Annotated in this window: 12 protein-coding genes; 8 read left to right on the top strand and 4 right to left on the bottom strand. The window is 39.3% G+C overall.

Annotation, left to right across the window (positions count from 1 at the left end; all coding sequences use genetic code 11):
* Window positions 1-90 precede the first annotated feature (90 nt).
* Window positions 91-972: an NAD(P)-dependent oxidoreductase gene (locus CWB77_RS02665; protein WP_010388669.1), complete on the top strand. Its 882-nt coding sequence runs from the start codon at window positions 91-93 to the stop codon at window positions 970-972.
* 224 nt (window positions 973-1,196) lie between these two features.
* Here the strand turns inward: CWB77_RS02665 and sbcB are convergent, their stop codons facing one another.
* The gene (sbcB, locus tag CWB77_RS02660; RefSeq protein WP_138621239.1) at window positions 1,197-2,642 is read right to left on the bottom strand and encodes an exodeoxyribonuclease I; all 1,446 of its coding nucleotides are present in this window, start codon (window positions 2,640-2,642) and stop codon (window positions 1,197-1,199) included.
* A gap of 240 nt (window positions 2,643-2,882) precedes the next feature.
* Here sbcB and CWB77_RS02655 point away from each other — a divergent pair, with 240 nt between their 5' ends.
* Window positions 2,883-3,695 carry an alpha/beta fold hydrolase gene (locus CWB77_RS02655; RefSeq protein ID WP_138621237.1) on the top strand — a complete coding sequence of 271 codons (813 nt, stop codon included), beginning with the start codon at window positions 2,883-2,885 and terminating at the stop codon, window positions 3,693-3,695.
* Window positions 3,696-3,866: 171 nt separating this feature from the next.
* Here CWB77_RS02655 and CWB77_RS02650 read toward each other — a convergent pair whose 3' ends face one another.
* A complete protein-coding gene (locus CWB77_RS02650) occupies window positions 3,867-5,999 on the bottom strand; it encodes a pre-peptidase C-terminal domain-containing protein (protein ID WP_138621235.1) in 2,133 nt (710 codons plus the stop codon).
* 488 nt (window positions 6,000-6,487) lie between these two features.
* On the opposite strand from CWB77_RS02650, the gene CWB77_RS02645 reads away from it, so the two are divergent.
* Both CWB77_RS02645 and CWB77_RS02640 read left to right on the top strand, forming a co-directional pair.
* Window positions 6,488-6,826: a hypothetical protein gene (locus tag CWB77_RS02645; RefSeq protein ID WP_010390319.1), complete on the top strand. Its 339-nt coding sequence runs from the start codon at window positions 6,488-6,490 to the stop codon at window positions 6,824-6,826.
* Entirely contained in the window at window positions 6,819-8,162 is a 1,344-nt protein-coding gene (locus tag CWB77_RS02640) for an SPFH domain-containing protein (RefSeq protein WP_010390318.1), read from the top strand. Before CWB77_RS02645 ends, CWB77_RS02640 begins: the two co-directional genes overlap by 8 nt.
* A 76-nt stretch (window positions 8,163-8,238) precedes the next feature.
* Here CWB77_RS02640 and CWB77_RS02635 read toward each other — a convergent pair whose 3' ends face one another.
* Window positions 8,239-8,484, bottom strand: a complete 246-nt coding sequence (locus tag CWB77_RS02635) for a hypothetical protein (protein WP_054201077.1) — start codon at window positions 8,482-8,484, stop codon at window positions 8,239-8,241.
* 348 nt (window positions 8,485-8,832) lie between these two features.
* Here CWB77_RS02635 and CWB77_RS02630 point away from each other — a divergent pair, with 348 nt between their 5' ends.
* Complete coding sequence (locus tag CWB77_RS02630; protein WP_010390315.1) at window positions 8,833-10,131, top strand: porin; 1,299 nt, start codon at window positions 8,833-8,835, stop codon at window positions 10,129-10,131.
* Between the two features lie 195 nt (window positions 10,132-10,326).
* Entirely contained in the window at window positions 10,327-11,253 is a 927-nt protein-coding gene (locus tag CWB77_RS02625; protein ID WP_010390313.1) for a LysR substrate-binding domain-containing protein, read from the top strand.
* A gap of 68 nt (window positions 11,254-11,321) precedes the next feature.
* Here the strand turns inward: CWB77_RS02625 and CWB77_RS02620 are convergent, their stop codons facing one another.
* On the bottom strand, window positions 11,322-12,986 hold the full coding sequence (locus CWB77_RS02620) for a BCCT family transporter (protein ID WP_249931418.1): 1,665 nt from the start codon (window positions 12,984-12,986) through the stop codon (window positions 11,322-11,324).
* Window positions 12,987-13,349: 363 nt separating this feature from the next.
* Between CWB77_RS02620 and CWB77_RS02615 the strand changes: the two genes are divergently transcribed.
* Together CWB77_RS02615 and CWB77_RS02610 are read left to right on the top strand one after the other, a co-directional pair.
* A complete protein-coding gene (locus CWB77_RS02615; protein ID WP_138621233.1) occupies window positions 13,350-14,537 on the top strand; it encodes an aromatic ring-hydroxylating oxygenase subunit alpha in 1,188 nt (395 codons plus the stop codon).
* Window positions 14,538-14,539: 2 nt separating this feature from the next.
* Window positions 14,540-15,958, top strand: coding sequence for an aldehyde dehydrogenase family protein (locus tag CWB77_RS02610; RefSeq protein ID WP_010390308.1), 1,419 nt, complete (start codon window positions 14,540-14,542; stop codon window positions 15,956-15,958).
* Window positions 15,959-15,984: the final 26 nt, after the last annotated feature.

The following is a 15,984-nucleotide window of genomic DNA, read 5'->3' as shown; positions in this document are numbered from 1 at the left end:
AATTTTAAAAGACTTTCATTCGCTTTTTTAGCGGCCGATTGACATAATCGAGCTTATGTTTCTAAGTTATCAGTTAAATAGGTCATTTTTATGTCAGTTAAAATTGCATTTATAGGTTTAGGCGTAATGGGTTACCCAATGGCAGGGCATCTAGCAAAAGCGGGGCACAGCGTATGTGTTTATAACCGCACAGCAGCTAAAGCACAAAAATGGGTTGAAGATTTTAACGGCAGCTTTGCACCTACTCCGCGTGAGGCAGCAAGCGGTGCCGATATGGTATTTATGTGTGTAGGTAATGACGACGATTTACGTTCAGTAGTATACGGCAATGACGGTGTGCTAGCAGGCATGCACGAAAACACAATTTTAATCGATCACACAACTACTTCTGCTGAGGTAGCGCGTGAAGTTGCGGCAAAAGCGGCTTTACAGCATATCGACTTTATTGATGCGCCAGTATCGGGCGGCCAAGCTGGTGCTGAAAATGGGGTGTTAACCGTAATGGCGGGTGGTAACGAAGCGGTATTTGCTAAAGCACAACCTATCATGGCGGCATTTAGCCGTTTTAGTCAGCTTTTAGGCGAAGCGGGCTCAGGGCAATTATGTAAAATGGTTAACCAAATTTGTATTGCAGGTGTAGTGCAAGGATTAGCTGAGGGCTTACATTTTGCTAAACAAGCAGGGCTTGATGGCGAAAAAGTAATAGAAACCATTTCTAAAGGCGCTGCTGGTTCGTGGCAAATGGAAAACCGTTACAAAACAATGTGGGCAGGTGAGTACGAATTTGGTTTTGCTGTAGATTGGATGCGCAAAGATTTAGGCATTGCCCTTGATGAAGCTAAAAATAACGGTGCAACACTGCCAATGACCGCCACGGTTGATCAATATTACGCTGATGTACAAGCTCTGGGCGGCGGTCGCTACGATACTTCAAGCTTATTAGCACGTATCGAAGCACTGCATAAAAAGTAATGTAATTGGTAAAAGTAAATTATTCACAAAGAGAATAAGAGACGCTGCGCTTTAGAGGAAGAGGTAAACATAAACAGTAAATGTTGGTTTTATGTGTTTCTCATTTATTCTTCATTCACTTCTTTTGGTGGGATTTACTTTCGTTTACCTAGCTAAATACAAAAAACGCGACGCTTTAATTATAAAGGGTCGCGTTTTTCATGCGTTATATAAACTACAGTAAATTACATGCTTTGCGCGTAGTTATATAAGGCTTTTAAAATTGTAAGATTTTTTTCGCTGTCATCATGTTCATGCGCTAAGTTTTCAAGGGTGATCATAAAATCTTGTGCGCTGATTGAAGGCTGATCTTCGCCATGCATTAACTTGCTTTGGCAATATTGACGCCATTGATCAAGCTCTTGCTGGTTTAGCGTTTGTGGCCAGTTACGGGCGCGGTATCTAAACAACAAAGTATTAAATTTAGGATCTTCAAATTCAAGCTTTAAACTTGCCAAGTCTTCAGGTTTTGCATCACGAATAATCGCAAATTTAGCTTTATCAGCATGGCTAGTAAAGCCATCATATAATAAGTAATCTACGTTCGTGGTCGCGCTGTAATCGCCTTGCTCATTAAATACCTCAGTGACTTTATCACGTAGCTCGGTATTGGCTTTTAAAATGGCTAAATTAGCCAAGCATTGTTCACGGTCAATACCCAAGCGAGCAGCGTTTTCAGGCAGTAGTGTTTTAGCTGGCGCTAAAATAGGGCACTTGTTTAAATGCACCAATTTTAAACCTACGGGTAAATCACCTTCCGCTAAATCTATACGTTTGGTGTATAAGCGTTTACGTAATTCTTCCACATTTAAATCAAGTAATACCTGTGGGTTTTGGGTTAAATCAAAACAAATAACCGCGTTTTTATTCACTGGATGAAAGCTCATAGGTGCTACCCAAGTGGTACAACCTTGTGTTGCTGGAATACGAGACGAGGTGTGCACTAATGGGGTCATATTAAACACATCAACCATTTCAGCGAGTGCTTTTTTACCGCGAAGACTAAAAAAGAATTGGTACAGTTTAGGCTGCTTCTCTTTAATTAGCTTTGCCAGTGCAATGGTGGCCGTTACATCACTTAGTGCGTCGTGCGCAGTGGCATGTTCAATACCATTAGCGACGGTTAAATGCTCAAGCTTAAAGCTAGGGCTGCCATCTTCTTTTAATGGCCACTCAATGCCCTCAGGGCGCAGTGCATAGCAGGCACGCACTAAATCTATAATATCCCAACGACTGTTATTGTTTTTATATTCACGTTCGTACGGGTCGTAAAAGTTACGATAAAAGCTATATCGGCTTACTTCATCATCAAAGCGAATACTGTTATAACCAGCCACACAGGTATTGGGTACGCTAAATTCTGCATGAATTTTAGCAATAAATTCAGCCTCAACTAAGCCTTTTTGCATCGCCACTTGTGGGGTAATACCGGTAATTAAACACGCTTCAGGATGGGGTAAATAATCCGCTTGTGGCTTACAGTACTCAATAAGCGGCTCGCCAATAATATTTAAATCAAGATCGGTGCGCACACCGGCAAACTGACTCGGCTTATCCTTTTGCGGGCTCGCCCCCCAAGTTTCGTAGTCGTGCCAATAGATTGTTGCTTGATTTTGCTCTTGATAAGCCATTAAAAAACCCTATAAGTTAGCTTGAAACGGTTTATATACCGCCAAGTTACTAAATTTATGAATTATTTAGATTATGGCATAGGGTCACAGAGGTTTATAGGTTTGAATAGGGAAATCTATTAGTCAAAATATGATTTAAGGCTGATTATCTATTTTTAAGATTATGTGATAGAGAAGTTATTTATAAACATAGTGCTTAATGTTATAACTTAAGCCAACACTCCATATTCTTTCAACAATATGAAACTAATAATAAAAACGATTCTATTTTGGCTATTAATCACCTCTACCGCTGTGTTTGCTGAGCTTGCTAAAGTTAAAGTAAATGGCTTTGATATTGAATATGAAATGGCGGGTAGTGGTAAACACACTGTTTTACTTGAGGCGGGTGGCTCTGCAGGGCTTAGTGATTGGGATCCCATTTATAACTCGCTTATCAAGCATGCAAAAGTAATTCGCTATTCTCGAATTGGCAATGGCGGCTCAGCGCAAATAAAGAAAAACTATAGCTCAGAGCAGTATGCTACTGAGGCTTTACTATTACTTAAAGCACTAAAAATTGATGAACCAGTAGTTTATGTGGCGCATTCTTATGGTGCTTATATCGCAAGAGTATTTGCAGCAAGCTACCCCGATAACATTAAAGCGTTAATGTTAATTGAACCCGCCTCAGAGCATGATGTTGATATTATGCGTAAGATTGATTTACCGCGCGCTGAAAAAGAAATTGCCGCTATAAAACGTGATGATATGAAAAACGGCATGTCGAATCAGTATTTAGACTTTTGGTCGAAGCGACCTTTGCCCGATTATCCACAAATAGCAGATATTCCCGTGACGGTTATTGCCTCAGTTAAAAAATATGCAAATCCATCGGTATTATTTTTTACTGAAAAAGGGCGTGAAATGTGGGGAGAACTGCATTCAAACTGGGCTAATGCTTTTCCTCAAGGTGAGATAGTGCTAACGCGTAAAAGTTACCACTATCCACAAAATGATGAGCCAGAAATGGTAGTTAAACAAGTTTTGAAGCTATTATCATGCACTCAATAGTGAGATCGGATTATGTTTTTTAATAACTACTAACTATGAGTTCTTTCTGTAATAGGTGGTATTTTTTATTTATTGTGATGTTTATTACGCCTGCATTAAAAGAGTAAATTAAACCCAAATAAAAAGCACTGCAAGTTCACTGCAGTGCTTTTTTTAGGGGAATGATATTAATTATTTAGCAGTTGCAACAAGCTTAACCCAATCGTAATTAGTAACACCTAACAAGCCGATTTGTAATGTTTGGCCTGAACTCACCTCTAAGATACAACTTTCATTGTTGTCTTTGTTGTTCGATAAGCAATCATATTGTGTTTTTGTTACTGCTGCATCCGCTCGAACATAGAGGTTAGTATTTCCCTCGCCACCCAATGTTTTTATGTTTACAGTGGTTGCGCCTGTAGGTACTACATAACTATAGCGCTGCCAAAAATCTGGAAATCCATAAGCACGAGACGTTAATACGCGAGTATCATTATCTGTAGGTGGTGCGCTATTTTCATAATTAGCCAGGATTGTTACGTTTTGATAGCTGTTATACGCTTTAAGCATAATGTAAAAACGACCTTCTCCTTGACTTATATTACAGCTTTCAGTGTTACCATTTCTAAATGGGCGGCAGTCGTAATTATTTGTGCTTGGCACTGTACTCTTTTTAACATAGAGGTCTGCATCACCTGAACCACCCGTTATGTCGATTGAGATGTTAGTGCTATTTGCAGGTACATCAATATAGTAAATAGTCTCTTGATTTAATGCTGCACTTTGGCCTGTTAATGCTTGCCCTTTAGTTAATTCAACTTCTGTTGGTGAGCCATTTGAAACACTAATCGTTTTGGTTAGCGTGTTTGTATTATTGTTACTATCTTGCACAGTAACAGAGACGTCGTAATCACCCTCAGATACAAAATTATGCACTACAGTTGCACCTGTATCGGTTTGATTATCGCCAAAGTTCCAACTATAGCTATTGATAGTACCTGCTGAGCTGGAGCTTGTTGCATCAAAATTACACTGTAATTGTTCACAGTTGTATTCAAAACGTGCGGTAGGTGGCAGTGGTGTAGTACCGTCGTTATCGCCAACAGGCACTGTGTTATTAAAGTAAGTTGCGACTTGGGGCCAAATCTTACTTATTTTGGCGCCTTTATTGTAGCATCCGCCTAAATGATGAAGTGCAATAACACGATTACTTGATGCTGCAACAACAGGAGAACCAGAAGAGCCGCCTATAGTGTCACAATAGTATCCAATATCAGTATTACTTCCACGCCCATTCGTTGAGGGGGCATTAACTTGGCACAAACCATTGGTGTCTTGATCCGATTCAATCGACAACTCCTTAGGATTACCTGAACCATGTTGCGGAATATAAATACGTTCACTTTGCTGTGCGTTTCGCACATCAAGCCCTAAGTAACCAAACTGTTCAATATTGGCAAAGTCATTAACACTAAATAGGGTGTAATCTAGTGTGTAGTCAGTTTTAAAAAACTCTTTACCCGTTACTTTTACAATGGTTTCTCTGGTTGTCCCATTACAACTTTTATTTTGGTAGTTAAACCACACTTCTGTAGAGGCAAGCTCAGATGCAGTTTCGATACAGTGGTTATTGGTAAATAATTTATTATCGCTGCCAACGCGCCAACCGGTACATAAGCTGCGCCCACCTATTACCAAGCGTGCTACCGGGCGACTGCGGTCAAACTCTGTTGGGTTGGAATTAGCCCAACACTGCACGTCTTTGCGCTCATTAATACCGCAGGTAGACAAAGGGGCTGGTTTATTTTGTTGGTTGATATTTATATTGGCACTTTCAGTGCCGTAAAAATAGCTATCAATAACACCAAACTGGTGTTGCTGCTTACTGTTTTTTGGATCAGGATAATATTCAATGATAACGCTGTCATTTGAAACCGACATAGAAGAAAATGAATGCACACCATCATCTCCGTTTAAGCTATCGATTGTTGCAGCGTCCATATTATTACTACTATATTCATATCGCTCTGAGTTGTCTTCGCTTCTAACGACTAACTTTGCGTCACCATTTAGATCTACTTGGCTAAAATGTAGCTTTATATAATCAGCATTAGGGTGCGATACAGTTTGAGTAATTACAGGACCTTGTGTTGTTTCGATTGTAAATTGCCTAGAAAGATTTACATGGGTATTAGCGTGTTTGGCAATTGTGGTTTTTTTTGCTTCTTGAGTGTGTTGTAAAATAGTGAGCTCATCGATTGCAGCAAAACTGTATTGTGCATAGATAGCTGAAGCGAGCAATGCTGCGTATTTACATTTTTTCATCTTTATATCCTTTTTCACTAATAAGTGGTTTGATGTAACGTAAATGATCAACTGCATGCCCATATGATTTAATTTTGAGCAAATAATCAGTACCTAATTTACATACTAAGGGTAGGCCGCATTTTGATCTTCGCCAGAAAAAATTTAAATATTTTTAACTTTACTCGGAAACTATTGCATTTTTCACTTTGAAATTAGCTTATTTTAAAAAGGATAAATGGCTTAATATTCAATATGAAAGTTTGAACAGAAGATGTTTACCGTTGACTCTAAGCGGCTGTCACCCACACTCACTAAAAGTAACGTTGTTGATGTTGAGACTTCAGATATTAAACTTTTCTATTTTAATTTTTACAAAAATATACAAGAGCCAAGTATTAATTCTGTTATTTGGGTCGTTATTCTGTAAAATTATCGGCTTAACATTTGTGATTTAACCGTTACATTTGTTGTTAGGGTTAATTATTCAATTAATATAAGCAGACGTTATGATTTTTTATATTATTGGGTTAAGTACGCTTGTTATTATTTTGTGTGTGGCGCTTTATGTGATTTACAGCAATGTACGTAAGAGCCGAGTAAGAAAGTCAAAAGAATATAATGTGTTATTCGATAAAGACACCATCATTGATGATCTTATTGCTCAACTTAGCGAGAAAAACCAAACCCAAGAAAACCAGGAAAAAACAATTAAAGGCAAACAAGAGATCCTTGCAACATTTATAGATTTGCATCGATCGGGTAGTTTTTGTGCGCATTTAAGCGAACAAGAAATTACGTATTTTGTTAAAAAGAAACTAAACATGGAGAGTACTAAAAATGGATAGCGAGCAACAAACAGTCGCTGAGGCAAAAAACACTTCATTTATGGCGCGTTTTGGTCGTCGTAATGTGATTTTACTAACATCCGTTGTTGTGGTGTTAGCAGTTATTGCAACATTAACTTCGCAGGTTATTTCATGGAATGAAGCCGATGAACGGTTAGTTCATCAGTCAGCTTTTACTGGTAATTTAACGGTAATAAATCAAGCGGGCCCTTACTTAAAAGCATTTGGTACCACATCGGCCTATAAAAAAGTTATTTCAATTAACTTTACCGGCGATAGCAGTGCAACAGCGAGTGCCATTGTACCACTCATTCCTATTCGATTCTTAGATACCACGACAGGTGGCGCCAGAGGAGTATCACGTTTTAGATTACCAGGTAATGTACCGGCAAGTGAGTCGGGCGCTTTACGTGGATTATTAAAAATTCATGAAGAATTTGGCTCCCAAGAAACCCTGATATCTAATCTTTTAATGCGTGCCACTACAGAAAATGTAAAAGCGTCGGCACGTATGATGTCGGTTGAGCAACATTACTCAGGTGGTAATGGTCAATTAAGCCAAGATTTTTCTGATCAACTGACTAATGGCATTTTTGTTACTGAGCAAATTATTAGTACTGGCGAGCGTGACAAGTCTGACGATTTAAGCAATTTAAGTAAGCAACAACGCGTTACCATTAACATAAAGAAAGATGCTGAAGGTAAGCCGCTGCGTAATGCACCTATTTTAGGCTCTTACGGCATCACGGTGGTTGATGCGAGTATTATTGATATTGATTACGAAAATAAGGTAAATGCGCGCTTAGAGGCGCAAAAGCAAGCTGCAGCAGATGAAGCGCTTGCAAGACAAAACCTTAAAAAGGCAGAGCAACAAGCACGTACAGAAGTTGCATTAGGCGAACAAGCGATTGCAAAGCAAAGAGCTGAGTCTGAAAAGCTAAAAATTAAAGAGCAAATTGATGCAGAGCGAATAAAAGCCAATGCGATTATTTCTGCACAACAGCGTGTTGCAGTGAAGGCTGAGCTTGCAAAAGAGCAAGAAGAAATTTTAAAACAGCAACGCTTAGAAGCTTTAGGCATGGATGTATTAGCTGAAGCACGTTTACGAGCAAAGTCAGCAGCACTTGATCCTAAATATGTGTTTGATGAAACACTTAAAGCAGAAGTTAAAATTCAAACGGCTTTATTTAATAGCTTAGGTAACAGCCGCTTAGTGCCTGAAATTGTTATAGGTGCGGGTCAAGGCGAACAAAACAATGGCTCTGAATTTATGCGTTTGTTGGCTGCAGATGCGGCTTTGAGTCTTAAAAAGCGTTTAGAAAAAGAGAAAAAATAAACGTTAAAAATCATTAAAAAGCCCTAGCTTTAATTGCTAGGGCTTTTTTTGTGGTATCGCTTTTTAAACGGTGAGATTAAAATTTAGGGCACAAAGCGTGGCTAAAGCCTTTTTCGGTTAGCAAAAAAGCGGCGCTTGGCGTCGAAAATATATATTCTTCATGAAGAAGAAAGGCGATTGTTCCTTTTATTTGCTCACCTTGATGATCTGAGGCATCGCTAATTAATTGTTCAGGATCTAACTGACTTGGAGTTGGAAAGTTATTATAAAGATGTTTAAAAATTAACGTAGCAATCGTGTTAAAGGTATCGTTATTTTTCATTTTTTGAGCGTCCTCAATTTATATATGTAGCAGCAAACTGGCTGTTTTAAATATGATTTCTCAAATAATAACACATTAAAAATAGGTACATGATCATCCTGCTATTTTTTAAGCTTTAATTTTGCAAGCTACTGCTTTTATTTATTAAAATGATGATTAATTGTCATGCTTACCCTGCTAAAAAGTAGTTTGTGTGTTGCTGGTGTGTTGCGCAAAATCATAAAGTGTAATTGAAGAGTTGTAAAAATACGTTATCATTGTAAAACAACATGTAAAATCAAGCAGGTACTTAGCTCACGCTGACCAAGTTCGAGTTAATAATATCAACAAGGCAAGCAAGGACAAATTATGACACCTATGAAACCTTTAGCACTAGCAGTGGCTATGGTTGTTTTTTCACATCAGGCACATGCAGATACAGATCTTGATAAAGTAAAGCAGCAATTAAGCAGCTTACAAAAACAAGTGGAAATGCTGCAAAAGCAACTTGCGAAAGCAGAGCAAAAAAGTGAAAAATCAATCGAACGCACCATTGAAGTGAAAGAAGATACAGCTGAAGTTAAAGTAGCTAAACATGAACACAAGCCTCAGGGAATTAAAGTTGGTGGTGCTGTTCGAACCAACTACAGCCATACTTCGTATGATGACGATAATAAAAATCGCGGCGGCGATTTTGACTTTGATATTTTTCGCTTAAATTTCTCAGGCGACGTTGGTGATGTAAAATTAAACGCTGAAATTCGCTTTTTTGATTATATGACCGCTGTTAAATACGCTTATGCAGCTTACGATTTTGCTGATGATTGGCAAGTTCAAGCAGGTATTACCAAGGTTCCTTTTGGTAACTGGCCATACAATTCACATAACTACTTTTTCAGCACTAACTATTATGTTGGCCTTGAAGACGACCACGATTTAGGGGTGTTATTTAAGCGTAAGATTGCTGATAACTGGCAGCTTGATTTGGGTTTTTTCAAAAATGATGAATTAGGTGGTGTTGATGGTTATGTAGATAACCGCAGCGATCGCTATTCTTACGACATTGTTGGCTTTAGAGAAGCTGGAGATGGTGTTTATGCTGAGCCAACTAATGCTATAGGCGAGTACAATACGTTCTCAGGTCGTTACGGCTACCACCTAGAACATGAAGGTGGTAAAACTGAAATAGGTGTGTCGGCACTCGCTGGTGGCTTGCATGATGGTGTTGACCGCGCAGGTGACTACAACGCGTGGGCATTACATTTAAACAGTAATATGGGCCCTTGGAACTTACAACTTCAACACGGTGAATATAACTACGATATTGATAACGTAAACCGTATTGCTGTGGGCGCTTACTCGTTTTACGACAGCATGGCGGCAGAGGCAACAATGTCGAGTGCAAACGTAGCATACAGCGTACCGGTACAATGGGGCGCGGTAACAAACTTACAGTTTTATAACGACTATAGTGCTATTTACGACAAATCAGACAACAGCAGAGATACGTGGATGAACGTAACCGGTTTCTCGGTAGCTGCTGGTGGTTTATTTACTTACTTTGACTTAGTTCATGGTAAAAATATGCCATTTGTTGGTGGTTCATTAGCGGGCGATAGCAGCGAAACTGAGCGTCGCTTTAACATTAATATTGGCTATTACTTCTAAACCAATATTCAAAGCACACGTCTACATATTGGGCGTGTGCTTATATGTCTTCACAAACTAATTAATTACCCACACTAAAACCCTTACCAAATTTGTAATTGATTAACTCAATGTTTAAAAATATATTTAGTACTTACTTTTACCTTCAATGGATTGGTTATTAGTTTCTTTGATAGAAACGCAGTAGGAAATTATATGAAAATTAGTCCATTGCCACCGCTAAACAGTCTAGTCGCATTTGAAGCATCCGCTCGACACCTAAGTTTTACTCTTGCAGCAAATGAGCTTAACGTTACTCAAGGTGCGATAAGTCGTCAAATACGACAGTTAGAAGAGTATTTAGGTAAAGCCTTATTTACTCGTGCAAGCCGCAGTATTCATTTAACCTCAGCTGGTCTGCAGTATTATCAGTCTATAAGTCGCTCCTTATTAGATATTGCAGATATAACAGGAGAGGTAAAAAAATGGCAAGGGGATAAAAAAGTAACCGTAGCTACAACTAATGCAATGGCATCCTTGTGGTTATTGCCAAAAGTTGCTGAGTTTCAAAATCAATATGATGACATTGATTTAAGAATATTAGCGTCTGATAATGTAGTTGATTTAAACCGTTTAGAATGCGATTTAGCATTGTTTTTTTGTCGCACGCCTCCAGCTAATATGAAGGTGACTACTTTGTTTTGCGAAGAAGTGTTTCCAGTTTGTAGTCCTGGCTATCTTGAAAAAATTGGTAATCCGAACGATCCGAAAGATATTTTTAATAAAACAATTTTATTTTTAGACGAAACACAAATGGGATGGGTTAATTGGGATGAGTGGTTTGCAGGAGTTGGACTTGAGCAGATAGCTCCTAAAAGCCGCATTAACATAAATAATTACCCCATGTTGTTGCAAGCCTCAATTAATGGTCAAGGCATTGCATTAGCGTGGGGGTCTCTGGCTGATGAATACTTACAAAGTGGTGCATTAGTGCGTCCAACCGAGCATGTATTGGCCACTGAATCTAAATTTTCTTTACTAGAGCCAGATAACGGTGGCCGCATACCTGCGAGTGTAAAGTATTTTAGAGAATGGTTATTAACACAACTTCCTGAAGAAGTAGGTGATACAGGTTTAGTATAAATTACGCCGCAATAAAAAACCCTGCTAACTAGCAGGGTTTTTTTGTTTATTAGTCTTATTATATTGAGTTAGTGCTCCACAGGGCCATCCAGTTTTTCTTTACACGGATGTACGTGTTGCGGCAACATTGCCCATGGCTTTGGTTCACGGCGAATGCTATAAAACAAGGTAACACCCATCATTAAAATAAATATAGAAATAGGGAAGCCAATGATGATTGACGCATACTTTATTGCTTGCAGGCCTCCTGCATAAATAAGTACCCATGCAATAAGTGCAATAACTATACCCCATAAAATACGAATAGAGGTTGGTGGTTCAGTATCACCTGCAGCATCTAAAATACACAATATCAAGGTGCCCGAGTCGGCTGAGGTTATAAAATAAGTAGCAAGTAAGATACAGGCTAATATACTCAGTAATTTACCTAATAAGTTACTGTCTAAATTATCAAATAAGGTAAAGAGGGCACGTGTACTATCTGCTTTGGTTGCTTGTAACACAACACCACCACTAAAGGGTTCTGCGTTTGTTTCTGTAACTTTGTTTTGTGTTACAACGGTTTGTTGTTGTGCAGCAATACGTTCGTTTTGCTCCATTTTTAAGGCGCTACCACCAAATACGGAAAGCCAAATAAAGGCAATAACAGTTGGGGCCACCAAAGCACCACCAATAAGTTCGCGAATGGTACGTCCCTTTGAAATTCGTGCAATAAACATACCTACAAACGGTGCCCAAGTTAACCACCATGGCCAATAAAAAGCGGTCCAAGAGCTTTGCCATCCTGAGTCATTTTGCGAATCAGTCCATAGCCCCATCGAAATTAAATTTTGTACATAATTCCCTGATGTTTCCATAAATACATTTAAAATATAACGGGTCGGACCCACTGCAAGTACTATCAATACTAATAGTAACGACAGCAACATATTCCATTGTGAGAGTAGCCGTATTCCTCTACCAACGCCCGATAAAACCGAGCCTACAGCAATGGTACATAGCACAATAATAAGCACAGTTTGAGTAACAAGGCTAACCTCTATCCCAAACGTTTGTTGTAATCCAGAGTTAATTTGAATAACCCCAAGGCTCAGGGTTTGCGCGATGCCGAAGGCTGTAACGGCTACCGTGATAATATCGGCAACATGTCCTATAGGGCCATAAATTCTATCGCCCACTAGTGGGTGTAAAATAGAGCGAAAGGTAAAAGGAAGGCCTTTACGGTAAGAAAAATAAGACAAGGCTAAGGCAACAATTACAAAAAGCGACCACGGATGGAGTCCCCAATGGTAAAAAGTAAGCTGCATTGACATTGACGCTGCTTCATTGGTTAACCCCTCGGTGAATGGGTTTGCAGCATAGTGCCACATGGGTTCTGCTACAGACCAAAAAACCAGTCCAATACCCATCCCCCCAGAAAATAACATGGCTATCCATGCCCAAAAACTAAATTCAGGCTGATCGTCGTCATTTTCGCTCAGTCGAATATGGCCGTATCGACTTACCATCAAATAAAGTAAAAAACCAACGACTAAAGTTACTAAGCCAATAGAAAACCATTTCATATTGTAGAGTAAAAAAGTCGAAAGGCTTTCAAAATACTGCCCTGCTTTATTTGCAAGTATGACTATGAATAAAATAAAGGCGATTAGAATTACCTTCGATGCGATGGTCACCGTCGGATTTAATCCCTTTAAAAAACCAGACTTAGCCAAAATTACGGATTTTTTCATGTGTGTGCTCCGTTGTCTTTTTTGTTGTTGTTAAATAAGTGGTAAGAAACTAAAAAATTAACCGGCAATTTACAAATGATTAATCCTCATCAATCCATGAGCTTTGCTTATGCGATGTTACCGCTTATTTATAACCAGTAAGCAATATTTATATTATTGCACTCTTAATCATTACAAAAACTCATGAGTGAGATGCTAAATTATCGTTTGTTTAGTGCTTTGTTGTTAATCAAAATCAACGCATCTGATAACAGAATGTTGTTACGGGTTTGGGGCGTGAGGTTAATGTTAAAACTATGGGTTTTAATTATTGAACTTTGCTCTTTAAATTTTTTTAAAACACACACCGTTCGGAGAATGAGCATGGGCACTGTAAAACAAACAATAATTCCTATTAAGCAAATTGATCGTGTACTAAACCCGATACATGAAGCAACAGGTATGCCTAACGAGGCGTATACCAATCCTGAGTACTTTAATTTTGAACGTGATCATGTTTTTAGTAACACATGGGTGTGCGTTGGTTTTGCATCAGATTTAATCAAAAACGGTTATGTTATGCCAATTGATTTTATGGACTTACCTTTATTAATGATGAAGAGTCGCCAAGGCGAAGTGCAGGTATTTCATAATGTGTGTAGCCATCGAGGGATGAAGTTAGTACATGAAGCAGGAGAAGTGCAAGGCATGATCCGCTGCCCTTATCATTCATGGACCTATGATTTAAATGGAAGCTTAAAAGGCACTCCACATTTAGGTGGCATCGGTAAGCATAACGATGAACGTTTTGCATGTGAAAAGCATGGGCTAAAAGCAATCCGCTCAGCTATTTGGATGGGTATGGTATTCATTAATCTATCTGGCGAGGCGAGTTCTTTCGATGAACATATAGCTCCTTTAACACAGCGTTGGCAAGAGTTTTTAGGTGACGATGGTTTGAGTTTATTACGTCGTGCCAATATGGGCGGACACTTAGAAATTGAAGTAAAAAGTAACTGGAAGTTAACCATAGAAAACTTCTGTGAAGCCTATCATTTACCTTGGGTACATCCAGCGTTAAATACTTATTCTAAATTAGAAGATCACTACAATATCATGTTCGATGAGCGTTTTTCTGGTCAAGGTAGCTATAAATATAACCTTTCTGATACTGCTGGTACACACTTACCAAAATTCCCAAGCTGGCCTGAGGAAAAGCTACGCCATGCTGAATATGTTGCTTTATTTCCAAATGTACTTATTGGTATTCAAGCTGATCACGCTTTTGCAATGATGATCGACCCAATTAGTACAGATAAAACTATCGAACGTTTACGTATTTTCTATATTAGTGATGAGGCAACTAAAGATGAGTATGCGGCGTGTCGTACTGCAACACTTGAATCATGGCGTGTGGTGTTTGGTGAAGATATTGGCGCAGTTGAAGGAATGCAGCAAGGACGGTACTCACCTGGTTTTGGTGGTGGGGCTTTTTCACCTGAAATGGATACACCAACACACTTTTTCCAAATTTGGCTTGCCAAACAAGTGAAATCTGTGACGGAGGCTTAATTATGACTCATTATCTTAATTTCATTAATGGCCAGTGGTGTGATTCTCACACTCATATTTCGGTAATAAACCCCGCCACGGCACAGGAATATAGCACGATTGCAAGTGCCAGCGTTGATGATGCAAACAATGCGATGCTAGCCGCCAGACAATGCATAAGCCGTGGACTATTGAGCGATGTACGACCAGCTGTGCGCACAACGTGGATGCTTGATGCAGCAAAAGCTATCAAAGAGATAGCTGATGAAGGTGCTTTAGCTCTGTGCAGAGAAAACGGTAAAACCTTAGCGGATGCAAAAGATGAGTTTTTAGAGGCTGCTCGTTATTTTGAATACTATGGCGGCATGGCTGACAAACTCGAAGGTACGTCGATTCCTTTAGGTAAAAACTATATCGATTTTACGCAATATATCCCTATGGGTGTATCGGTACAAATTGTACCTTGGAATTTCCCAGTTTCAATCTGTGCTCGCTCTTTAGCTCCAGCGCTGGCAGCGGGTAATGCAGTAGTCATTAAGTCACCCGAAATTTCGCCTGTTGGTATGGTGTATTTAGTCAGAGCACTCGAAAGTGTTGGCTTTCCAAGAGGCGCTATTAACCTGTTGTGTGGTAAGGGTTCAGTAGTGGGGAGCCACCTAGTTGAGCATAATGATGTTAATCAAATTGTTTTTACCGGTTCAGTGCCCACTGGGCAACGTATTCTAAAAGGTGCAGCTGAGCGTGCAACACCTTCTGTAATGGAATTGGGTGGTAAATCTGCAGCTATTGTTCTTAAAGATGCGGCTACTGAGAAAGTTATCAGCAGTGTGCAAACAGGTATTTTCTTTAATGCTGGACAAGTGTGCTCTGCAATGTCGCGTTTACTGGTAGATAAAGCTCGTTACGAAGAGATTAAATCGGCAGTGGTTACTATGGCTGAAAATTTAGTGATCGGCTCAGGTGAAGAGCAGGCTGATTTAACGCCCGTGGTTTCTCAAGCGCAACAAATCAGTGTATTGGCAATGATTGAACAAGCTAAAAAAGAGGGGGCAACTATTTTATGTGGTGGCTATGCACCTGATTTGGCAGGTTACTATGTTGCTCCAACTGTGATCGAAGCAACCCCTGATATGTCCATATCTCAACAAGAAGTATTTGGTCCTGTATTGGTTATTATGCCATTTGAAGATGAGCAACAGGCTGTAAAAATAGCTAATGGCACTGAATTTGGTTTAGTAGCAGGCGTATTTGGTGAAGCACTTAACCAAACATTACAAGTGGCTCAGCAACTTCGTGGTGGACAAGTTTTTATAAATGAATGGTTTGCCGGTGGCATAGAAACGCCATTTGGCGGAGTTGGATTGTCTGGCTTTGGCCGAGAAAAAGGTCAAGAAGCCATCTACAGCTACATGCAAACACGCAATATTGCTATACGTTTATAACGAGTGGCAACGACTCAGTTTATAAA

It is taken from the genome of Pseudoalteromonas sp. S1610, from assembly GCF_005887465.1.
Taxonomy (GTDB): Bacteria; Pseudomonadota; Gammaproteobacteria; order Enterobacterales; family Alteromonadaceae; genus Pseudoalteromonas; species Pseudoalteromonas undina.
The sequence above is the reverse complement of the archived record's forward strand: the minus strand, read 5'-3'. Positions and strand labels throughout refer to the sequence as shown.